The organism is Streptomyces sp. SYP-A7185, from assembly GCF_046103685.1.
GTDB lineage: Bacteria > Actinomycetota > Actinomycetes > Streptomycetales > Streptomycetaceae > Streptomyces.
This window is the reverse complement of the sequence record NZ_CP122310.1, coordinates 5,302,659-5,322,888: the sequence shown is the minus strand read 5'-3', so window position 1 is coordinate 5,322,888 and position 20,230 is coordinate 5,302,659. Positions and strand designations below refer to the sequence as shown.

Below are 20,230 nucleotides of genomic sequence, written 5' to 3'. Positions count from 1 at the left end.
CAGCAGACGAACGCGCCGGCGTCAGACGGTGACGCCGTTGGAGCGCAGGAACGCGACCGGGTCGACCGCCGAGCCGTAGTTCGGCGTCGTACGGATCTCGAAGTGCAGGTGCGGGCCGCTGGAGTTGCCGGTGTTGCCGGAGGCGGCGATGTGCTGGCCGGTGCCGACGGTCTGGCCGACGCGCACGTCGATCTTCGACAGGTGCGCGTACTGCGAGTAGGTGCCGTTGTCGTGCTTGATCACGATGGCGTTGCCGTACGCGGGGCCGTCACCGGCGCCGTTGCCGCCGGCCTTGACGACGGTGCCGTTGTGCACGGCCTCGACGGAGGTGCCGATGGCCACGGCGAAGTCCTGGCCGGAGTGCTTGCTGGACCACATGTTGCCGCCGAGCCCGAAGGACGCGGAGAGCGTGTACTTGTCGACCGGGTCCTGCCAGGCGACGGCCTTCTTGGCGGCGGCAAGCTGAGCCTTGGTCGCGGCCTTGGCCTGCGCGTCGGCCTGGGCGGTGATCGAGTTGGCGGAGACGCCGGGCAGGGCGCCGGTCTTGGCGTCCGCCGCTGCCGCGATCCCGGTGCCGAGAACGGCCGAGGCGCCGAGCCCGACGGTGGCGACGGTGACGACGGCCGTCCGCGTGCGGAGCAGGGACAGGCCGGACTGGTGGGACGTGGCGCGCTTCGACATGGCGGATGACCTCCGGGATGGGGAGCGTGTACGTGACACCGCCGCATGTCGCTGCGTGGCACGTGGGACACAAAGGGACCCGGCAGACGCTTCGCTGCGACCCGCCGGGGCCATCCCTTGGTAACCCGCCCCCCGGCCCCCGCTCAAACACCCCATCTACTACCGAAAGCCGTAGCCAGGCGCCCCTCTTTCGACCTCTTGACACCGACAAATTCCGACAATTCCCCCTTCAACCACTTGCCGGAATTGACGGTCGGAGTCAGGTTTAACCCCACTTCGAGAGGGCGCCTCGGGCCAGCACCGGCCCGTCCCGGGGGTGGACCCTCCCGACGCGCCCAAGGTCCCGCGGGTTGAGTGCCGAAGGTCCCGACCACCCCGTCGGCCGTCACCACTATTCCACCTAGTACCGGACATATCGCCTGTGCGTCATGTCACCGGTCCCCGAGATCCACAACCTCCGGAATGTGACCGGCACTACGCTGCGGCGCATGGATCCCGCGGTCATAGGCGCCCGGCTCGCCTCGGGCGTCGCAGCCCCCCTGATCAAGAAACTCTTCGTACGGGAAGGGCCGGGCGCGGGACTGACCGACAAGCCGGTGCGGCTGTCGGGCCTGGTCTCCTTCAAGGGCGAGAAGCGCACCCTGACCGACAAGGACCTGACCAAACTGGCCGGGGAACTGGTCCACCAGGCGCTGCGCACGGGCGAGCGGGCCATCGCCGACGACGAGCGCCGGGCGGTGGTGGACGCGCTGGCCGCCACCCTGCACGCGCTGGGCGATCTGTCGCTGAGCGACGTGGAGGCGGTGGAGCTGGGCCACGCCGCCCTGGCCGCCCGGCTGCGGGCCGCGGCCGGCGCCCCGGACCGCGGCCTGTCGGCGGACGCGACGTACTTCTACGAGCGTCTGCTCGACACGACGTGCCTGCACGTCCTCCAGTTCTTCACGCAGCGCTCCACGTTCGTGGCCCGCACCCTGGTCGAGCAGAGCCGCCGCCAGGCCGAGCTGATCACGAAGGTGGACGAACTGATCGCCCGCAGCCCGCTGCCGGGGGCGCAGGACGTGGCGTTCGAGCAGCGGTATCTGACGTACGTCGCGAAGAAGCACGGAAAGCTGACGATCTTCGGGATCGATCTCTCCCGCACGCCGGGGAAGTGGCCGCTGGACACGGCGTACATGTCGCTGGAGGCGACGGACCGGTCGCAGACCGCGCGCCTGACCTACCCGCGCGGGCACACCGAAGGCCTGTGGAACGCCCCGAACGCACCCGCGCCCCGCCCGGCCGACCAGTCGCTGGCCGAGCACGACCGGGTGCTCCTGCGCGGCGAGGCCGGGTCCGGCAAGACGACGCTCGTCCAGTGGCTCGCGGTGAGCGCCGCGCGCCCCGGCCCGGACGACGACCGCATGACGTATCTCTACGACCGCATCCCCTACGTCCTTCCGCTGCGCACCCTCACCCGGCACGGCGAGCGCCTGCCCGCCCCGGCGGACTTCCTGTCGGCGGTCGGTTCCCCGCTGGCGGGGACGCAGCCCAGGGGCTGGGAATCCCGCGTGCTCGGGGCGGGCCGCGCGGTCGTCCTGGTCGACGGCATCGACGAGATCCCGGAGTCGGAGCGCGCGCGCACGCGGGAGTGGCTGACCGACCTCATCGACGCCCACCCGGGCAACCGCTGGCTCGTCACCTCGCGGCCCGCGGCGGTGCGCGAGGACTGGCTGGCCGACGAGGGCTTCGCGGAGCTGACGCTCGCCGCGATGGGCCGCGAGGAAGTCGCCGCCTTCATCACGCGCTGGCACGGGGCCGCCGCGACGGGCGTACCGGAGGAGGACGCGGCGCTGGAGTCGTACGAGGCCCAGCTCCTGGAGGCGGTGGCCGCCAAGCCCGATCTGGGCCGCCTGGCCACCAACCCCCTGATGTGCGGCCTGATCTGCGCCCTGCACCGCGACCGCAGGGGCTTTCTGCCGCTGAGCCGCAAGGACCTCTACACGGCCGCGCTGTCCATGCTCCTCGTCCGGCGCGACCGGGAGCGCGACATGGGCGTTCCCGAGGTGCGCGAGGAGCCGCAGCTCCAGCTGCTGCAACGGCTCGCGTACTGGCTGATCCGCAACGGCCGTACGGAGATGGACCGTTCGCGGGCGGAGGCGATCATCGCCGACGCCCTGCCGGCCGTTCCCGAGCTGGCCGTCCTCGGCGACGCCACGGCGGTCTACGCGCACTTCCTCCACCGCAGCGGCCTCCTGCGCGAGCCGGGCCCCGACACGGTCCACTTCGTCCACCGCACGTTCCAGGACTTCCTGGGGGCGCGGGCGGCCGTGGACGAGGGCGATTTCGGGGTGCTGGCGGAGCACGCGGCGGACGACCAGTGGGAGGACGTCATCCGCATGGCCGTGGCGCAGGCGCGGCCACGGGAACGGGTGGACATCTTCCGGGACTTGATCGCGCGCGGGGACGGCCACACGGACGTACGGGCCCGCAACCGGGTCCACCTGCTGGCGGCGGCCTGCCTGGAGCACGCGGCCGAGCTCGCGCCCGAGGTGCGGCGGGAGGTGGAGCGGCGGATGACGGCGCTCATCCCGCCGCGCGGCACGGAGGAGGCGCGTGAGCTGGCGGCGGTCGGGCCCATGGTCCTGGACCTGCTGCCCGATCCGGACCTCCTGCACGAGGAGGCCGCCCACCTCGTCGCGGTGACCGCGACGCACGTTCCCTCGGACGCGGCGATCCCGTTCCTCGCGCGGCTGGCGCGGCACCCTTCCCTGGCGGTGCGCAGCCAGCTCATGTGGGGCTGGGCCCGGTACGAGATCCGGCCCTACGCGGAGCAGGTCGTCGCCCGGCTCGACGACGGGGAAACGCACTTCACGCTCCAGAACGACGCGCAGGTCCGGGAGTTGGATCGGCTGGGCCTGCGGCCGAAGTACCTGGACATCCGGGACACCGTCTCCCCCGAGGCGGCGTCGGCCCTGATCGCTTCCTGCGAGCCCGTCTTCCTCGCCCTGGGGATCCCCCCGGACCGGCTCACCCCCGAGGGGCTCGACGGCCTGCGCTCCCTGGACTCCCTGCGCTTCCTCCACCTCGGCCGGTACACCGGCGAACCGTGGAGTCTCGCGCCGATTCCGGCCGACGCGCCGCTGCGCACGCTCGGGATCGTCAGCGGGTGGGACTCGCTCCTCGATCCGCACCGCGTACGAAAATGGCGCGGGCTCACCTGGCTCATCTTCGGTGCGGGACAGGGTCCCAAGACCGCGGCGGACTGGCAGGTCCTGGAGGATCTCCCCCGGCTCGAACGCCTGAGCCTGACGTCTTACTCCCTGGCCCACGCGGCTCCTCCGCTGCGGCTGACGTCCGTCACCGAGCTGATCCTGAGCAGTACCGACGGCTGGCGGGACGCCACGTCCCACGTCGCGGAGATCTTCCCGAAGGTCACGCTGCTCCAGGTCGGTACGTCCCCGGGCGAGGAGACGATGGATCTGGGCGCCGTGCCCCTGCCGCCGGCTCTGCGGCAGGTGGTGGTCCCCGACCTCCAGGTGACCGGCCTCGACGCGATCCCGCAGGGGATCGAGGTCCACGTCTACCGGACCACCGCCGAGTGAGCGGGGGCGCTGCCGCTGTGCCCCGCCGCCTGGTTCAGGAGGCTCCGCCTTGGCCTGCGCTGCCGATGGGGCCGACGCTGACGGGGGAGCCGGTGCCGTCGGTGACGGGCAGGGTGGCGGCGCCGGGCCAGTCCAGGGAGTAGGACTTGGTCTCGCCGGGCGGGGTGACGACCAGGCCGGTGATCTTGACGCCGGAGCCGCCGGAGTCGTTCATCGGGTAGCTGACGGTGAAGAAGGTGGACTTGCCGTCCTTGAGGACGGTACGGGGTGCGCCCTGCCCGGAGCGCTGGGCCGACAGGGCGCCCTCGCTGGTCTCCAGGTCCACCCCGGCGAACCCGGAGACCACGCAGTCCCGGCCGCCCACGTTGGTCATCTGGACCGCGACCGAGCCCTCCGTGTCCCCGTCGATGGTGGTGTCGGAGGCGGAGATGTCCAGCGCGTCGGTACGGCACTTGCCCACCTGGCCCTTACTGCTGCTGCCCGCGCCGCTGCCGGACCCGGCCTCGGTGGCGGTGCCCTGCCCGGCGGGGCTCTTGTCGCCCGAAGCACCGGAGCTGGCGCTGGAACCGGAGCTGGAGCTGGAACCGGAGCTGGAGCTGGAGCTCGCGGCAGAGGGGTCCTTCTGCCCGGTGACGTCATCGCCGTTGCAGGCGGTGAGCGACAGCCCCGCGGCCACGGTCAGCGCGGCGGCGGCGACCCGCAGGGTACGGCGGCGGTTTCCACGGACGATGGTGTTGGAACGCATGGCAGATCCCCCGGTAGGTAGTGGGTGGCGGCGTCCCCTCCTCGGGAACAACACCGACTCTGCGCGCACCCACTAATGCCCGCGTCCCGTCCCACTAACATCCGCCTAACGGCCCGCCTCGCTCTCAGGGAGACGCGCGACACAGCCCGAACCTGGCCGGAGCCGCAAGCGCACGCCGCGGAATACCCCTGCCGTTACAGCGGGTTGGCCCTCACATGACCACAGACTCCTCCTTCGACCTCCATGCCCTCCTGGCCCGCAGCAGTCTCGGGGTGCTGGCGACCATCAAGGCCGATGGGCGGCCTCAGCTTTCGCCCGTCATGCCCGCCTACGATCGCGATGCCGGGGTCATCCGGGTGTCGACCACCGCCGGGACCGCGAAGATCGGCAATCTGCGGCGTGACCCCCGGGCCTCGCTGGAAGTGACCAGTCCCGACGGCCGTTCCTGGGCCACCGCCGAAGGCACCGTCACGCTCGTCGGGCCCGGGACCGACCCCCGGGGGCCCGAGGTCCAGGCCCTGGTCGACTACTACCGGGCCGCCGCCGGGGAGCACCCGGACTGGGACGAGTACCGCGCGGTCATGGTGTCCGATCGCCGGGTGCTCATCACCATGACCGTCGACAAGGTCTACGGGACCACCCTCGCCTGAGCGGCGCGCTTCAGTCCTCCCCAGTCACCTTCCTTCTCCTCGCCGACTCCGTCAGCCGTGCCGCGAAACCTTCCATCAACTCGTGCAGCTCATCCGGGCCTTCGATGACGAAAGCGCGGTCCAGCGACGCCAGGAGCGCCGGCAGCCAGTCCAGCCGTTCCACCCTCATCCGTACGCGCGACCAAGGCTCGGGCCCGGCCTCCCCGTCGCCCGGCGGCTGACGCAACTCCTCCACCACCGCCACCCCCGCCGGTAGTCGGCCCCGCACCTCCTCCGCCCCGCCCCGCACGCACAGGCTCACCTCATGGCGGTACGGAGCCGTCGCCAGCCCCGTCAGGACACGCTCGGCCGGGTCGGCGTCGGCCGGAGGGTCGAACGTGCCCGGCAGGGCCCGTACCTCGGTGACGCGGTCGAGCCGGAACGTCCGGTCCTGCCCGCTCCCGAGATCCGTGGCCGTCACGTACCACTTGCCCGAGTGGGCGACCAGCCCGTACGGATGCAGCGTGCGCTCGCTGCGGCGGCCGTCCGCGCCGGTGTACCGGACCGAGATCGGCCGCCGGTGGCTCACCGCGTCGGCGACCGGCAGCAGCACCCCCGCCTCCGGGGCGACCGCGCGGCCCGGCGGTGCCGTGAACGCCACGGAGTCGAGCACGGCGTCGAGCCTGTGCCGCAGCCGCTCGGGCAGCACGCGCCGGATCTTGGCCGTCGCCGTCTCGCTCGCCGTGCCCGTGGCGGTCCTCAGCCCCGCCCGCTCCCCCGCGACCAGGCCGAGCAGTACGGCCAGCGCCTCGTCGTCGCTCAGCATGAGCGGCGGCAGGCGATGGCCCGGGACGAGCCGGTAACCGCCGTACCTGCCCCGCACGGACTCGACCGGCATGTCGAGGTCGACCAGGTGCCCGATGTAGTGCCGCACCGTGCGTTCGTCCACGTCCAGCCGCTCGGCCAGTTCGGCCGCGGTCCGCAGACCGCCCGACTGGAGGAGCTCCAGCAGAGTGAGTACGCGTGCGAGAGGACGAGGCATGCGGAAAGTCTGCCGCAGATACCGGGCCGATTCCGCCCGGTATTGGTCATAGCGTGCGGTCAGCAGAGACAAGGCGCCGGTCCACCGACCGGCGATCCGACCCGGCACCGGCCAACCCGCCCCCGCCCACGACCACAGCCACCACCCCAGGAGCACCCGATGAACTTCACCTCCGTCCGCATCATCACCGCCGACGTCGACCGCCTCGTCGCCTTCTACGAGCGCGCCACCGGCGTCACCGCCGACCGGCCCACCGAGGACTTCGCCGAGCTCCGGTGCGGTTCGGCCACTCTCGCGATCGGCGGCACCCGTACGGTTCCGTTGTTCGCGCCCGGCTCCGCGCGGCCCGCCGACAATCGCAGCGTCATCCTGGAGTTCCTCGTCGACGACGTGGACCGCGTGCACGAGAACCTGACCGGTTTCGTCGAGGACTTCGTCAATGAGCCGACCACGATGCCCTGGGGAAATCGCGCGCTCCTGTTCCGCGACCCCGACGGCAACCTCGTCAACTTCTTCACCCCCGTGACGCCCGCCGCCGTCGCGAAGTTCGCCCGCTGAGAGGGAGCCACAGACCGAGACAGGGGCCGGGGCAGGGGTCGGGATTGGGGGCCGGGGCAGCGGCCGAGACAGCAGCGAGTAGCTCCCGACGTGGTCAACTCCCCCCGCCCCCATACCCCTTCGCCTAATCTCGACCCATGGTCGAAGCCAGTGCGCTAGGCGCCCGTATCGCGTCCGGTGTCGTCGTGCCGCTCGTCAAGAAGCTCTTCGTGCCGGATCAGCCGGGCGCGGCCCTGGTGGACAAGCCCGTCCGCATCTCCTCGCTCGTCTCGTTCAGCGGCGAGAAGCGCAACGTCACGCCGAAGGACGTCGAGAAGGTCGCCGACGAGCTCGTGCGGCGGGCGCTGAAGGCCGCCGGGCCCCACGACCAGCCCGTCGACCCGGCCGACGCCCTCGCCGTCAGGAACGCCCTGGCCCGCACGCTCGCCGGCCTCGGCACCCTCACCATCGAGGACTACGAAGCCGTCGCCCTCGGCCCCGAGGCCTTCGCGAGCGAGCTGCGCGCCCGGGCCCTCGTCTCCGCCTTCTCCCTCTCGCGCGACGCCGAGCTCCTCTACGACCGGCTGCTGCACACCGCGGCCCTGCACATCCTCAACTTCTTCTCCCAGCGGTCCACGTTCGTCGCCCGCCAACAGCTCGCCCAGACGCAGCAGTTGGCCCTCCTCGTGATGACCGTCGACATCCTGCTCGACCGCCTGCCCTCCCAGAGCGCCGAGGACGCCGCCTTCGAGGCGCTCTACGCCACCCACATCGCCGCGCGCCACGGCACCCTCACCATCTACGGCCTCGACTCCGGGACCGGCGAATGGCCCCTCGACACCGCCTACCTCAGCCTGGAGGCGACCCGCGAGCGCTCCGGGCCCGGCGGCAACGGCCTCCACGTCCCCGCCGAGCAGGTCCTCGCCCAGCACGACCAGGTCCTGCTGCGCGGGGTCGCCGGATCCGGCAAGACCACCCTGGTCCAGTGGCTCGCCGTGACGGCGGCGAGCCGGACGTACGAACACGGGCTCGCGCACCTCATCGGGCGCGTGCCGTTCGTGCTGCCGATGCGGCGGATACTGCGGCCGGGAGCCGAGCTGCCCATCCCGGGGAAGTTCCTGGAGGCCGTGGCCTGCCCGGTGGCGGGTGAGCAGCCGTCCGGCTGGGTCGAGCGCGTCCTGCGCGCCCGGCGCGGCGTGCTCCTCGTCGACGGGATAGACGAGATCGCCGGTGAGCGGCGCGAGAGCGCCCGCCGGTGGCTGCGCGAGCTGGCGCGGACCTTCCCCGGCAACCTCTGGCTCGTCACCTCACGCCCCTCCGCCGTGCCCGAGCAGTGGCTGACCGCGGCAGGCTTCGGCGAACTCACGCTCTCCCCGATGTCCCGCCACGACGTCGCCACGTTCGTCCGGCGCTGGCACGACGCGGCCGGGGCGGACGAGGCGGACGGAGCGTCGCTGCTCCAGGCCGTGCGGACCACGACCGAGCTGAACCGCCTGGCCACCAACCCCCTGATGTGCGGCATGCTCTGCGCGCTGCACCGCGACCGCAACGGCTTCCTCCCCGAGGACAGGAAGTCGCTCTACGAGGCCGCCCTGTCCATGCTGCTCGAACGGCGCGACCGGGAGCGCGGACTGGACGACCCGGGCGGTGTGCGCATCCCGTACGCCACGCAGATCCAGCTGTTGCAGCGGCTCGCGTGGTGGCTGATCCGCAACAGCCGTTCGGAGATGGACCTTTCGGAGGCGCTGCACATCATCGGGCAGGCGCTCCCGTCCCTGAACCTGCACGGCGACGCCAAGGAGATCTACAACTCGCTCCTGCTGCGATCCGGGCTGCTGCGCGAACCCGCCGACGGGCGCGTCGACTTCCTCCACCGGACCTTCCAGGACTACCTCGGCTCGCGGCTCGCCGTACAGGAACTGGACTTCGACCTGCTCCTGAACAACGCGGACAAGGACCAGTGGGAGGACGTCGTCCTCCTCGCCGTCGCCCACGCGCGCCCGAAGGAGGCCGAGCAGATGCTGCGGCGGCTCGTCGCGCAGGGCACCCCGCGCAGCAAGCTCCTGGCGGCGGCCGCGCTGCCGTACGCGGCGGAGGTGGCGCCCGACGTCCGCTCCTTCGTGGAGGTCGGGGTGCGGCTGCTCGTGCCGCCCCGCTCCAGCGCGGAGGCCGAGCAGCTGGCGCGGGCCGGCGGCGAGCTGGTGCTCTCGCTGCTGCCCTCCCCCGAGGGCCTCGACGACGCCACCGCACGCCATGTCGTACGGGCCGCCTGCACGCTGGACGGCGAGTCGGCCCTGAACTTCCTGATCCGCTACCGCGACCATCCGCACACCGACGTGCAGCGGATCCTCGCCGCGTCCTGGCCGCGCTTCGACCGCGAGCTGTACGCCCGCGAGATCCTCGCGCACCTGCCCCGCCAGGCCCGGGTCACCGTGCGCGACACCGAGGACCTGCGCGCCCTGCGCGCCATAGGCGGCTGGGCGGACATCCAGGTCGTCGGCGCCTACCGCGTCGAGGACCTGACCGAACTGATCGTGCGCGAGAAGCTCACCCGGCTCGGCCTGGAGGCATCCCACCCCGTCGAAGGCCTCGCCTGGCTCTCGGTGTTCCCGAACCTCAGGAGGGTCCATGTGACCTCTGAGGTGGCCGAGGCGGTGGCGCAGCAGGCGCCGGACCGGATCGAGCTCATCACCCCGCCGCCGTGGCGGAGTTGACCTACCCTTGACCTCTCATGGCACGGTCCGCGACACACGACATCCCACCCGCAGGGACCCCCTATGTCCATGGAGCCCGGTGTCCGCATCCCCTCGACGCTCGCCGCACCCCTGGTGCAACGGCTCGTCCGGCTGCCTCCCGCGCGCCCGCCCGCCGCGCCCGACCTGATCGCGGCCCTCACCACCTGGCGCGGCGCCGACGCCCCGGCGACCCCGGACGACGTGCACCGCACGGCCGCTGACTTCGTCCACATGGCCGCCGAGGCGTATCCGGCCCCGACGACCGAACTGACCTCCGTGGTGGACGTCCTGACGCGCACGCTGCTCGCCATGGGCGAGCTGGACCTCACGGACGTGGACGCCGTGCGCCTCGGCCCGCAGGACTACGCGCGGCGGCTGCGGGGCGCCGTGCAGGGCGCGGACCGCGCCCTGTCCCCCGGTGCCGCCTGGTTCCACGACGAGCTGCTGGTCGCCGTCTGCCTGCACGTCCTGTACCACTTCGTCCGACGCTCCCCGTACATCCAGCGGCACATGGCCGAGCGGGCCAGCCGCATCCGCCAGCTCATCGACCTGAACGACGCCGAGGCCGCGGCCCGCCAGCCCGAACGCTCCCAGGAGGACCGCGACTTCGAGGCGGCGTACGCCGAAGAGGTCGTACGGCAGCACGGCTGGCTCACGATCGTCGGCGTGGACCTCGCCAACGCGCCGGACCGCTGGCCCCTGGAGGACACCTACCTCAGCCTGGAGGCGGAGGAGAGCAGCGGCAGCGGTGTCCCGGGCGAGCCGCGGACCGTGCTGCTCGCCGACCGGGCCCTGGAGGGCCACGAGCGGGTGCTGCTGCGCGGTGACGCGGGCTCGGGCAAGACGACCCTGGTGCAGTGGCTCGCCGTGGCCGCCGCGCGCGAGGGCGTCCGCGTCCCCTTCGTCCTGCCCGTACGCCGCTTCGCCCGCGAGGGCTTCCCCGCCCCGGACGACTTCCTGCACGCGATCCGCCACCCGCTGGCCGACCGGGCACCGGAGGGCTGGGTCGTGCGCACGCTGCTCGCGGGCCGCGCGATGCTCCTGGTGGACGGGATCGACGAGGCCCCGGAGGCGACCCGCGGCGAGCTGCGCGACCAGCTGCGCCGGCTGCTCCGCATCTTCTCCGGCAACGGCTGCCTGGTGACCTCGCGCCCCTCCGCCGTCGAGGACGGCTGGCTCGCCCAGGAGCGCCTCGCCGAAGAGGGCTTCAAGGAACTGTCCCTCGCGCCGATGTCACGCGACCAGGTCACCCGCTTCATCCACGACTGGCACGCCGCCGCGATGAGCGACGACCAGTGCAAGGAGCAGGCGGACCGCGACAAGCTGCGCGAGTACGAGGAGCGCCTGCTGCACTCCGTGCGCATCTACCGCGAGCTGCGCCAGCTGGCCACCAACCCCCTGATGTGCGGCCTGATCTGCGCCCTCAACCGCGACCGCTCCGGCTCCCTGCCCAAGGGCCGCAAGGAGCTGTACGACGCCGCCCTGGAGATGCTCCTCCAGCGCCGCGACCCCGAACGCGACGTCCTGTACGCCGACGACGTGCGCCTCCAGCAGGGCCCCCGGGAGCTGCTCCTGCGCAAGCTGGCCCACGCGATGGTCGAGGAGGGCGTCTCGGAGCTGCCGCGCGAGCGCGTCGTCGCCATCCTGGACGGGGCGCTGCCCGCCATCCCCTCGGCGCGCGCCGAGGGCGACGGCGAGAAGATCTTCCGTCATCTGCTGCACCGCACCGGGCTGCTGCGGGAGCAGGCGGGCCTCTCGGTGGACTTCATCCACCGCACCTTCCAGGACTATCTGGCCGCCAAGGAGATCGTGGCCCGCGGCCGGCTCCGCTCGCTCGTGGAGCACGCGCACCAGGCCGAGTGGGAGGAGGTCATCCGCATGGCGGCCGCGCACGCCCGGCCCGAGGAGTGCGCCGACTTCCTGGAGCGGCTCCTGGCCGCCGCCCCGAACCTGCGCCGCCCGCACGTGAACCACCGGCGCCTGATGGCCGCGGCCTGCCTGGAGCACGTCACCGAGCTCGACCCGGCGGTGCAGCGGCTCGTCCACGACCGTACGAAGAACCTCGTGCGCCCCACGACGGAGCTGGCCGCCCGCAGCCTCGGCTGGGTCGGCCCCATCGTCCTGGAGCAGCTGCCCGACCCCGAGCAGGTGGCCAGCGACCAGCAGGCGCTTCTCCTGGCGATCACGGCCACCCGCGTCCAGGACGACGTCGCCATCGACTACCTCGCCCGGATGCGCCATCGCTCGGCGCTGTCCATCCGGGCCGAGCTGGTCCGCCCGTGGCGCCACTTCGACACCGAGCGGTACGCGCGCGAGATCATCGCCCACCTCGATCCCGTGGGCCTGTACTTCCCCGTGTCGGACACCGCGGAGCTCGCGGCGCTGCGGCAGCTGGGCGGGCGGCCGTGGATCCAGGTGGTGGGCGTCATGCGCACCGAGGAGCTGCTCGACGGCCTGGAGCACGAGCAGCTGACCCATCTGTGGATCACCGCCGAGCTGGCCGACACGGACATGTCCTGGCTCGCGCGCTTCCCGAACCTGAGCGTGCTCCGGGTCAATCCCCGCCTCCCCCGGGTCCGCAACGTCCCGGAGGGCGTCACGATCACGTCGTAGAAGGGGCAGGGCCCCGTCAGGGGCGCGGGGAACTGCGCGACGGGCCACGAGGCACCCGCAGTCGAAATGCACGCCGAAAGGGGCTGCCCCGGACCGTGAGAACGATCCGGGGCAGCCCCCTGTGAACCAGTGCGTGCCCTGCGGGCTACGCCTCCTTGCTCAGGTTCGGCCCCGCGCCACCAGCCGCCTGCTCGATCGGCGGCACGTCCGGAAGCGCCGCCTTCTCCTCGCCGCGGAAGGTGAACTTGGCTTCGTCGCCCTCACCCTCCGTGCCGACGACCACGATGTGGCCGGGGCGGAGCTCGCCGAAGAGGATCTTCTCGGACAGGATGTCCTCGACCTCGCGCTGGATCGTCCGGCGCAGCGGCCGGGCGCCCATGACGGGGTCGTAACCCTTCTTGGCCAGGAGCTTCTTCGCGTCACCGCTGAGCTCGATGCCCATGTCGCGGTCCTTGAGACGCTCGTCCACCTTGGCGATCATGAGGTCGACGATCTGGATGATGTCTTCCTCGGTGAGCTGGTGGAAGACCACCGTGTCGTCGACACGGTTCAGGAACTCCGGGCGGAAGTGCTGCTTCAGCTCGTCGTTGACCTTGGTCTTCATGCGCTCGTAGTTCGTCTTGACGTCACCCGACGCGGCGAATCCGAGGTTGAAGCCCTTGGAGATGTCACGCGTGCCGAGGTTGGTCGTCATGATGATGACCGTGTTCTTGAAGTCCACGACCCGGCCCTGGGAGTCGGTCAGGCGACCGTCCTCCAGGATCTGGAGCAGCGAGTTGAAGATATCCGGGTGGGCCTTCTCGACCTCGTCGAAGAGGACGACCGAGAACGGCTTGCGGCGGACCTTCTCCGTCAGCTGCCCGCCCTCTTCGTAACCGACATATCCGGGCGGCGAACCGAAGAGACGCGAGACCGTGTGCTTCTCGCTGAACTCCGACATGTCGAGGGAGATCAGCGCGTCCTCGTCGCCGAAGAGGAATTCGGCGAGCGTCTTGGAAAGCTCCGTCTTACCGACACCGGACGGGCCGGCGAAGATGAACGAGCCACCGGGACGCTTCGGGTCCTTCAGACCGGCGCGCGTACGGCGAATCGCCTGCGAAAGCGCCTTGATGGCGTCCTTCTGGCCGATGACCCGCTTGTGGAGCTCGTCCTCCATGCGCAGCAGGCGCGAGGACTCCTCCTCGGTGAGCTTGAAGACCGGAATGCCCGTGGCCGTGGCGAGGACCTCGGCGATGAGCTCGCCGTCGACCTCGGCGACGACGTCCATGTCGCCGGCCTTCCACTCCTTCTCGCGCTTGGCCTTCGCCGCCAGCAGCTGCTTCTCCTTGTCGCGGAGAGACGCCGCCTTCTCGAAGTCCTGGGAGTCGATGGCCGACTCCTTGTCGCGACGCACGCCCGCGATCTTCTCGTCGAACTCGCGGAGGTCCGGCGGCGCGGTCATCCGGCGGATGCGCATCCGGGAACCGGCCTCGTCGATCAGGTCGATCGCCTTGTCCGGCAGGAAGCGGTCCGAGATGTACCGGTCGGCCAGGGTGGCGGCCTGGACCAGCGCCTCGTCCGTGATGGAGACCCGGTGGTGGGCCTCGTAACGGTCGCGCAGACCCTTGAGGATCTCGATGGTGTGCGGCAGGGACGGCTCCGCGACCTGGATGGGCTGGAAGCGGCGCTCGAGGGCCGCGTCCTTCTCCAGGTGCTTGCGGTACTCGTCGAGCGTCGTGGCACCGATGGTCTGGAGCTCGCCTCGCGCCAGCATGGGCTTGAGGATGCTCGCGGCGTCGATCGCGCCCTCGGCGGCGCCCGCACCCACCAGGGTGTGGAGCTCGTCGATGAACAGGATGATGTCGCCGCGGGTGCGGATCTCCTTGAGGACCTTCTTCAGGCGCTCCTCGAAGTCACCGCGGTACCGCGAACCGGCCACCAGCGCGCCCAGGTCCAGGGTGTAGAGGTGCTTGTCCTTGAGGGTCTCGGGCACCTCGCCCTTGACGATGGCCTGCGCGAGGCCCTCGACGACGGCGGTCTTGCCGACGCCGGGCTCGCCGATGAGGACGGGGTTGTTCTTCGTACGGCGGGACAGCACCTGCATGACCCGCTCGATCTCCTTCTCGCGCCCGATGACCGGGTCGAGCTTGGACTCACGAGCGGCCTGGGTGAGGTTCCGGCCGAACTGGTCGAGCACCAGGGACGTGGAAGGCGTGCCCTCCGCAGGACCGCCGGCGGTGGCGGTCTCCTTGCCCTGGTATCCGGAGAGCAGCTGGATGACCTGCTGCCGCACCCGGTTGAGATCGGCGCCCAGCTTCACGAGGACCTGGGCGGCGACGCCCTCGCCCTCGCGGATCAGGCCGAGCAGGATGTGCTCCGTGCCGATGTAGTTGTGGCCCAGCTGAAGGGCCTCGCGGAGCGAAAGCTCCAGGACCTTCTTGGCACGGGGGGTGAAGGGGATGTGGCCGGACGGGGCCTGCTGGCCCTGGCCGATGATCTCCTCCACCTGCTGGCGGACCGCCTCGAGCGAAATCCCGAGGCTCTCCAGGGCCTTAGCGGCGACACCCTCGCCCTCGTGGATCAAGCCCAGGAGGATGTGCTCGGTGCCGATGTAGTTGTGGTTGAGCATCCGGGCTTCTTCCTGAGCCAGGACGACAACCCGCCGCGCGCGGTCGGTGAACCTCTCGAACATCGTTAATCGCTCCTCAGAGCGGTCAGGCAGTAAGGGGGCTGTCCCCTCCCTGTCCTTCCGCAGCTTAGTCCCGCAAGCGGGGACCGCTCATTCCAACTGCCGACACCCGGCCGAGAACAAGAGGTGCCTCCTGACCCCGAACGCCGACAACTGCTCCAACCCGATGGTGCGAGACGATGTTCCCGCAGGCCAAGCACTTACCCTCACCACCACTACGCCGATGGCGAACGTGAGACGGCCTCGCGCGTGTGTCGCCCCTCCCCACTAGGGATGTCTTACCCGTAAGGACTGACACTCCATGCGGCGCGCGCCGGTTCCCTCCGCTACGGGCGAACACCCTTGCGCGGCCGAACACACCCTTACGCCCTCTTTCCGGGCACACAGTGCGATCGCAGCGACACTCTGCGTAACCCGAGACGCTTCCGAGCGGTTGCTCCATGCATGGCTTTCACCGTTCCTCAGCCCCGTGCGCCGTTCGAGCAGAGCGACCCGGTGCGGCAGTGGTACGAGAACGAACTCGGCTGGGCGACGGAGGACCGCCGTCCAGGGCTGCCGGTGCAGCTCCTGACGGGGCTCCGCTTCGACGTACTGCAGCTGCCCGCCGAGGCCGGCTTCGCCGCGCTCAGGCATCTGGGGCCCAAGGCTCCGGTGGCCCTGCGAGGAGAATCGATGCGCCTCTTCGTCGCCGCGGGGAGCGCCGACGAGCTGCCGGGGCTCCTCGACTGGCTGGAGTGGGGCGGCATCCCCCTGGACCTCAAGGCCGTCGGTGCGGGAGGACGGATCGACGCGCCCACGCCTCCCGGGTGGTCCGGCTCGCAGGGGGCCGCCGTATGGCTGCGACCCCCAGAGCCCGGGTGCGAGGTGGAGCCGACGCTGCCGGCACTGCCGTCCCTGTCGTGCGTGGGGGGTGGCACCGTGCCCCACAGCGACCCCGCCGTGGGCTCCGGTCTCGTACGACTCGTGGACACGGCGGCAACGCAGTGCCACCGGGTCCGGCTGCGACGAACGCGACGTCAGCCGTTGGCCTTCTCGTAGGCCTCGCGAATGGACGCGGGAACGCGGCCGCGGTCGTTGACCTCGAAACCGTTGTCCTTGGCCCAGGCGCGGATCGCGGCGGTGTCCTGACCGCCACCCGTGGCGGCGGCACGCGCTTTGCCGCGCCCGCTCGAACCCCGGCCACCGGTACGACGACCACCCTTGAGGTACGGCTCAAGAAGACCGCGGAGCTTGTCCGCGTTCGCCGTGGTGAGGTCGATCTCGTACGACTTGCCGTCCAGCGCAAACGTCACGGTCTCGTCTGCCTCGCCACCGTCGAGGTCGTCGACAAGAAGGACCTGAACCTTCTGTGCCACCGGATTTCCTTTCATCGATAACTTAGGGCCGATCGCACGGCGCGAGCCGCAGAATCTCCGCCCCCTGTTATATGCAGTACTGCAGTACGTCGGAAAGCAAACCGCTTTTGCTGGGAAAACACAAACCCCCCGGAGAGACCGGGGAGCCCGAGAACCCAGGAAACATGCGCGTTTCGGACATAGGGAACCGGGGCAGCAGGCAGCTCGGAATACCGGCGACGATCACAGATGCAGAAGCATCCGGCTGTTGCCCAAGGTGTTCGGTTTCACTCGTTCGAGGCCGAGGAACTCCGCGACGCCCTCGTCTTTGGAACGCAGCAGCTCGCTGTAGACATCTCCGTCGACGGGCGTCTCACCGATCTCCACGAAGCCGTGCTTCGCGAAGAAGTCGACTTCGAAGGTGAGACAGAAAACCCGCCGGACACCGAGCCAGCGCGCGGTCTGCAGCAACTTGCCGAGCAGCTGATGACCTACTCCGACACCCTTGACGTCGGGGTTCACCGCGAGAGTGCGTACTTCCGCCAGGTCTTCCCACATCACGTGCAGGGCGCCGCAGCCGACGACCTCGGCGTTGTCGTCGCGTTCCGCCACCCAGAACTCCTGGATGGACTCGTAAAGGGCCACCGTCGCTTTGTCGAGCAGGATCCCCTGACGCGTGTAGGAGTCGAGGAGGTTGCGTACGACCGGCACATCCGCGGTGCGCGCCCGGCGTACGGAGACCGCTTTAGCGCTGAGTTCAGGGGGTTCTGCTGGCATGACCGGACGCTATCGCTCTGCTTCCGGCTCCGCCTCGCCGGGGTTCTCCGGGGCTTGAGTGGCGGGATCTCGGGAGATCGGGGCTTCGGAGATCGGGTCTTCGGAGATGGCGGCCGGGGAGATCGGGGCTTGAGAGACCGGGCCCACGATCCGCATCGCGTCACTGAGTGCTTCGCGCTGCTCCGCCGACATCATCCCGAAGAACGCCACGAGAGCGGCCGCCGGGTTGTCGCTCCGCGACCATGCTTCGTTCATCAGTGCGGCGGCGTAGGCGGCCCGAGTGGAGACCGCCTCATATCGATAGGCGCGGCCTTCCGCTTCACGACGCACCCAGCCCTTCTGATGAAGATTGTCCAAAACGGTCATGACGGTGGTGTACGCGATGGACCGTTCCTGCTGAAGGTCTTCCAGGACTTCTCGAACGGTCACGGGGCGGTTCCACTTCCACACCCGTGTCATGACTGAGTCTTCGAGTTCTCCCAAGGGGCGAGGCACACCAGCACAATAGTGGGAGAAGTCACTAATGGCGAGACGGACGTGGCGGAGACGCCATTTCCCCAACAAAAAGGGCGTACGACTCGGAATGTGAGCGAGTCGCACGCCAAGGGTGTGCGGGTGGTGACCCCGGGTCACCGGTGAGCGGGCAGGCGGTCAGGCCTTGGGGGTCTGCCGGGTGTTCTCGGCGCGGGCGAGCACGGCGTCCACGGCCGCGTCTTCCTTGGCCTTGTTGGCGCCGCCCTGGGTCTTCACGATCGTCACGATGAGACCGCCGAAGAACACGGCCATCACTACGGGGGGCAGGAGCGCGGAGACGTATTCCATGCCCCCAGAGTAGCTAGCCCGCGGCGAGCTGGTGCGGCGGGTCCGTCGGGCGGCGCTTGGGAGGGAAGACCTCGGCCGGGGTCGGCACGGGGCGGGGCGGCTCGGGCTGAGCCGGCTTTCCCGGCGGGGCGTGCGGCGTCTTGGGCTTGGGCGCCGAGCGCTCCTCCGCCTCGCTCCGGCCGCCGGGCAGGGCGAGCAGGCGCGTGCGGGACGCGGGCACCAGGGGGCGGGCCGCCGGGGCGGCCGTATGGGACCGGCCCGAGAGACGGGCGCGTACGGCCTGTTCGGCGACGGTCCGGCAGCGGTCCAGGAGGGCGGCCGCGACCGGGTTGCCCCGCAGGGCGCGCAGCGCGGCGAGGTCGTCGGCGCCCGGCTGGTAGCCGGCGCCGAGGACGTCCTCAAGGAGCGCGAGATAGCCGGTGGCGGTGCCGGGCAGGGCTGCTCGGTAGCGGGCGAGGTCGGCCAGCAGGAAGGCGCGGAGCCGGGCGCCCTCGCTGACCGCTTCGTCGACGGCATCGGCGAGACGCAGACAGTCCTGGACGTCCGCGTCGGAGACGGGGCTGGGATGCAGGGCGAGGGCCAGAGCGCGGCGGAGCACACGCAGTTCCTCCGCACCGAAGGCCATGCCGCCGCGAGATCCGTATGGCGTGGGCATGGACTGACGATACGTGCAAAGTGGACAAAATCCGCTTAACGCCACTATGTGGCGTGGCTTGTTCGGTCCGCGCTCACTCCGAGCGGCGGCGGATCGTCGCGAAGACCACCGCGCCGACTCCCAGGGCGCCGGCCGCGCCGGCGGAGATCCAGGGGAGCACGCCCGCGCCGGTGTCCGCCATGGTGTCGTCGGGGTCGCGCTCCTCCTCGCCCGGTGCCGCCGGGAAGGCCGGTGCCGCCGGAGAGGCCGTCGCGGTCGGGGAGGCCGTCGCGGTCGGAGAGGCCGTCGCGGTCGGGGCGGCCGTCGCGGTCGGGGCGCTCACCACGCGTACCGCGCGGACGCCGTCGACCCCGGCGGCCGTGCCCGCCGTCGCGGCGGGCCCGGCGAGACCCGCCAGCACCCCGGCCGCCGCTGCCGCGGCCAGCCTTCCCCTACGCCCCATGTGCTCCACGCCCGCTCGAACCTTCACGTCCCGTCCCTGCGCAGACTCTTGTATGGGGCGCGGGGTCGTGTGCGCAAGCCCCGTTTATGAGCCGCCGGTTATGAGCCGACGGCCGCGCGGGTGCCTTGGGGTCCGGGCCGGAGCGCCTGGCTCCGGAAACGCTCAACTGCGGGAGACGTTCCGCTCGTAGACCAAGCGGAGGCCGATCAGGGTCAGCCACGGTTCGTGCTCGTCGATGACCGTGGCCTCGCCGAGCACCATGGGCGCCAGGCCGCCGGTCGCGATGACCGTCACGTCGTCGGGGTCGCCGCCCGGACCCGCCAACTCGCGGGCCATGCGCCGCACGACGCCGTCGACCTGGCCCGCGAAGCCGTACAGGATGCCCGACTGCATGGCCTCCACGGTGTTCTTGCCGATGACGCTGCGCGGCCGCGCCAGCTCGATCTTGCGCAGCTGCGCGCCCCGCACGCCGAGGGCCTCCACGGAGATCTCGATGCCGGGGGCGATGACGCCTCCGGTGTACTCCCCGCGCGCGGAGACCGCGTCGAACGTCGTCGCCGTGCCGAAGTCGACGACGATGGCCGGGCCGCCGTAGAGCTCCACCGCCGCGACCGCGTTGATGATGCGGTCGGCGCCGACCTCCTTGGGGTTGTCCATGAGGATCGGCACGCCGGTCTTGATGCCGGGCTCCACGAGGACGGCGGGCACGTCCCCGTAGTACCGCCTGGTGACCTCGCGCAGCTCGTGCAGGACGGAGGGGACCGTCGAGCAGATGGCGATGCCGTCGATGCCGTCGCCCAGCTCGTCGCCGAGGAGCGGGTGCATGCCCATCAGTCCGTTGAGCAGGACGGCGAGTTCGTCGGCGGTGCGGCGGGCGTCGGTGGAGATGCGCCAGTGCTCGACGATGTCCTCGCCGTCGAAGAGGCCGAGCACGGTGTGGGTGTTTCCGACGTCGATGGTCAGCAGCAT

17 protein-coding genes are annotated in these 20,230 nt (G+C 70.9%); 6 read left to right on the top strand and 11 right to left on the bottom strand.

Going from position 1 to position 20,230, the window contains the following annotated elements:
- Positions 1 to 21: 21 nt before the first annotated feature.
- Positions 22 to 681, bottom strand: coding sequence for a M23 family metallopeptidase (locus QBL25_RS23360; RefSeq protein WP_409058961.1), 660 nt, complete (start codon positions 679 to 681; stop codon positions 22 to 24).
- 488 nt (positions 682 to 1,169) lie between these two features.
- On the opposite strand from QBL25_RS23360, the gene QBL25_RS23355 reads away from it, so the two are divergent.
- Entirely contained in the window at positions 1,170 to 4,262 is a 3,093-nt protein-coding gene (locus QBL25_RS23355; protein ID WP_409058960.1) for an NACHT domain-containing protein, read from the top strand.
- 34 nt (positions 4,263 to 4,296) lie between these two features.
- On the opposite strand, the gene QBL25_RS23350 is transcribed toward QBL25_RS23355, so the two are convergent.
- Positions 4,297 to 5,007: a DUF4232 domain-containing protein gene (locus tag QBL25_RS23350; RefSeq protein ID WP_409058959.1), complete on the bottom strand. Its 711-nt coding sequence runs from the start codon at positions 5,005 to 5,007 to the stop codon at positions 4,297 to 4,299.
- Between the two features lie 215 nt (positions 5,008 to 5,222).
- Here QBL25_RS23350 and QBL25_RS23345 point away from each other — a divergent pair, with 215 nt between their 5' ends.
- Positions 5,223 to 5,657, top strand: coding sequence for a PPOX class F420-dependent oxidoreductase (locus QBL25_RS23345; protein ID WP_409058958.1), 435 nt, complete (start codon positions 5,223 to 5,225; stop codon positions 5,655 to 5,657).
- 10 nt (positions 5,658 to 5,667) lie between these two features.
- Here the strand turns inward: QBL25_RS23345 and QBL25_RS23340 are convergent, their stop codons facing one another.
- A complete protein-coding gene (locus QBL25_RS23340; protein ID WP_409058957.1) occupies positions 5,668 to 6,678 on the bottom strand; it encodes a helix-turn-helix transcriptional regulator in 1,011 nt (336 codons plus the stop codon).
- A 159-nt stretch (positions 6,679 to 6,837) separates the two neighbouring features.
- On the opposite strand from QBL25_RS23340, the gene QBL25_RS23335 reads away from it, so the two are divergent.
- The 3 genes from QBL25_RS23335 to QBL25_RS23325 all read left to right on the top strand — a co-directional run bounded on the left by QBL25_RS23335 (position 6,838) and on the right by QBL25_RS23325 (position 12,563).
- Positions 6,838 to 7,236, top strand: a complete 399-nt coding sequence (locus tag QBL25_RS23335; RefSeq protein WP_409058956.1) for a VOC family protein — start codon at positions 6,838 to 6,840, stop codon at positions 7,234 to 7,236.
- A gap of 137 nt (positions 7,237 to 7,373) precedes the next feature.
- Positions 7,374 to 9,929 carry an NACHT domain-containing protein gene (locus tag QBL25_RS23330; RefSeq protein WP_409058955.1) on the top strand — a complete coding sequence of 852 codons (2,556 nt, stop codon included), beginning with the start codon at positions 7,374 to 7,376 and terminating at the stop codon, positions 9,927 to 9,929.
- Positions 9,930 to 9,992: 63 nt separating this feature from the next.
- Complete coding sequence (locus QBL25_RS23325) at positions 9,993 to 12,563, top strand: NACHT domain-containing protein (protein WP_409058954.1); 2,571 nt, start codon at positions 9,993 to 9,995, stop codon at positions 12,561 to 12,563.
- Positions 12,564 to 12,708: 145 nt separating this feature from the next.
- Here QBL25_RS23325 and QBL25_RS23320 read toward each other — a convergent pair whose 3' ends face one another.
- A complete protein-coding gene (locus QBL25_RS23320; protein ID WP_409058953.1) occupies positions 12,709 to 15,234 on the bottom strand; it encodes an ATP-dependent Clp protease ATP-binding subunit in 2,526 nt (841 codons plus the stop codon).
- 441 nt (positions 15,235 to 15,675) lie between these two features.
- Here QBL25_RS23320 and QBL25_RS23315 point away from each other — a divergent pair, with 441 nt between their 5' ends.
- Complete coding sequence (locus tag QBL25_RS23315; RefSeq protein ID WP_409058952.1) at positions 15,676 to 16,269, top strand: SCO3374 family protein; 594 nt, start codon at positions 15,676 to 15,678, stop codon at positions 16,267 to 16,269.
- On the opposite strand, the gene QBL25_RS23310 is transcribed toward QBL25_RS23315, so the two are convergent.
- The 7 genes from QBL25_RS23310 to QBL25_RS23280 all read right to left on the bottom strand — a co-directional run bounded on the left by QBL25_RS23310 (position 16,248) and on the right by QBL25_RS23280 (position 20,230).
- Positions 16,248 to 16,586 (bottom strand): Lsr2 family protein, encoded by a 339-nt coding sequence (locus tag QBL25_RS23310; protein ID WP_409058951.1) that lies wholly within the window; start codon positions 16,584 to 16,586, stop codon positions 16,248 to 16,250. The two genes, QBL25_RS23315 and QBL25_RS23310, sit on opposite strands and share 22 nt — an antisense overlap.
- A 222-nt stretch (positions 16,587 to 16,808) precedes the next feature.
- Positions 16,809 to 17,342, bottom strand: a complete 534-nt coding sequence (locus QBL25_RS23305) for an amino-acid N-acetyltransferase (protein WP_409058950.1) — start codon at positions 17,340 to 17,342, stop codon at positions 16,809 to 16,811.
- A 9-nt stretch (positions 17,343 to 17,351) separates the two neighbouring features.
- Positions 17,352 to 17,837, bottom strand: coding sequence for a BlaI/MecI/CopY family transcriptional regulator (locus QBL25_RS23300; RefSeq protein WP_409058949.1), 486 nt, complete (start codon positions 17,835 to 17,837; stop codon positions 17,352 to 17,354).
- Between the two features lie 156 nt (positions 17,838 to 17,993).
- Positions 17,994 to 18,164 (bottom strand): hypothetical protein, encoded by a 171-nt coding sequence (locus QBL25_RS23295; RefSeq protein ID WP_409058948.1) that lies wholly within the window; start codon positions 18,162 to 18,164, stop codon positions 17,994 to 17,996.
- A 13-nt stretch (positions 18,165 to 18,177) separates the two neighbouring features.
- The gene (locus QBL25_RS23290; protein WP_409062745.1) at positions 18,178 to 18,789 is read right to left on the bottom strand and encodes a hypothetical protein; all 612 of its coding nucleotides are present in this window, start codon (positions 18,787 to 18,789) and stop codon (positions 18,178 to 18,180) included.
- 103 nt (positions 18,790 to 18,892) lie between these two features.
- Complete coding sequence (locus tag QBL25_RS23285; protein WP_409058947.1) at positions 18,893 to 19,288, bottom strand: hypothetical protein; 396 nt, start codon at positions 19,286 to 19,288, stop codon at positions 18,893 to 18,895.
- Positions 19,289 to 19,423: 135 nt separating this feature from the next.
- Positions 19,424 to 20,230 carry a type III pantothenate kinase gene (locus QBL25_RS23280; RefSeq protein WP_409058946.1) on the bottom strand — a complete coding sequence of 269 codons (807 nt, stop codon included), beginning with the start codon at positions 20,228 to 20,230 and terminating at the stop codon, positions 19,424 to 19,426.

Excerpts from the sequence above, each read along its gene's own strand:
- QBL25_RS23360 (WP_409058961.1), bottom strand. The coding sequence starts at position 681 with ATGTCGAAGCGCGCCACGTCCCACCAGTCCGGCCTGTCCCTGCTCCGC.
- QBL25_RS23355 (WP_409058960.1), top strand. The coding sequence starts at position 1,170 with ATGGATCCCGCGGTCATAGGCGCCCGGCTCGCCTCGGGCGTCGCAGCC.
- QBL25_RS23350 (WP_409058959.1), bottom strand. The coding sequence starts at position 5,007 with ATGCGTTCCAACACCATCGTCCGTGGAAACCGCCGCCGTACCCTGCGG.
- QBL25_RS23345 (WP_409058958.1), top strand. The coding sequence starts at position 5,223 with ATGACCACAGACTCCTCCTTCGACCTCCATGCCCTCCTGGCCCGCAGC.
- QBL25_RS23340 (WP_409058957.1), bottom strand. The coding sequence starts at position 6,678 with ATGCCTCGTCCTCTCGCACGCGTACTCACTCTGCTGGAGCTCCTCCAG.
- QBL25_RS23335 (WP_409058956.1), top strand. The coding sequence starts at position 6,838 with ATGAACTTCACCTCCGTCCGCATCATCACCGCCGACGTCGACCGCCTC.
- QBL25_RS23330 (WP_409058955.1), top strand. The coding sequence starts at position 7,374 with ATGGTCGAAGCCAGTGCGCTAGGCGCCCGTATCGCGTCCGGTGTCGTC.
- QBL25_RS23325 (WP_409058954.1), top strand. The coding sequence starts at position 9,993 with ATGTCCATGGAGCCCGGTGTCCGCATCCCCTCGACGCTCGCCGCACCC.
- QBL25_RS23320 (WP_409058953.1), bottom strand. The coding sequence starts at position 15,234 with ATGTTCGAGAGGTTCACCGACCGCGCGCGGCGGGTTGTCGTCCTGGCT.
- QBL25_RS23315 (WP_409058952.1), top strand. The coding sequence starts at position 15,676 with ATGGCTTTCACCGTTCCTCAGCCCCGTGCGCCGTTCGAGCAGAGCGAC.
- QBL25_RS23305 (WP_409058950.1), bottom strand. The coding sequence starts at position 17,342 with ATGCCAGCAGAACCCCCTGAACTCAGCGCTAAAGCGGTCTCCGTACGC.
- QBL25_RS23295 (WP_409058948.1), bottom strand. The coding sequence starts at position 18,164 with ATGGAATACGTCTCCGCGCTCCTGCCCCCCGTAGTGATGGCCGTGTTC.
- QBL25_RS23290 (WP_409062745.1), bottom strand. The coding sequence starts at position 18,789 with ATGGCCTTCGGTGCGGAGGAACTGCGTGTGCTCCGCCGCGCTCTGGCC.
- QBL25_RS23280 (WP_409058946.1), bottom strand. The coding sequence starts at position 20,230 with ATGCTGCTGACCATCGACGTCGGAAACACCCACACCGTGCTCGGCCTC.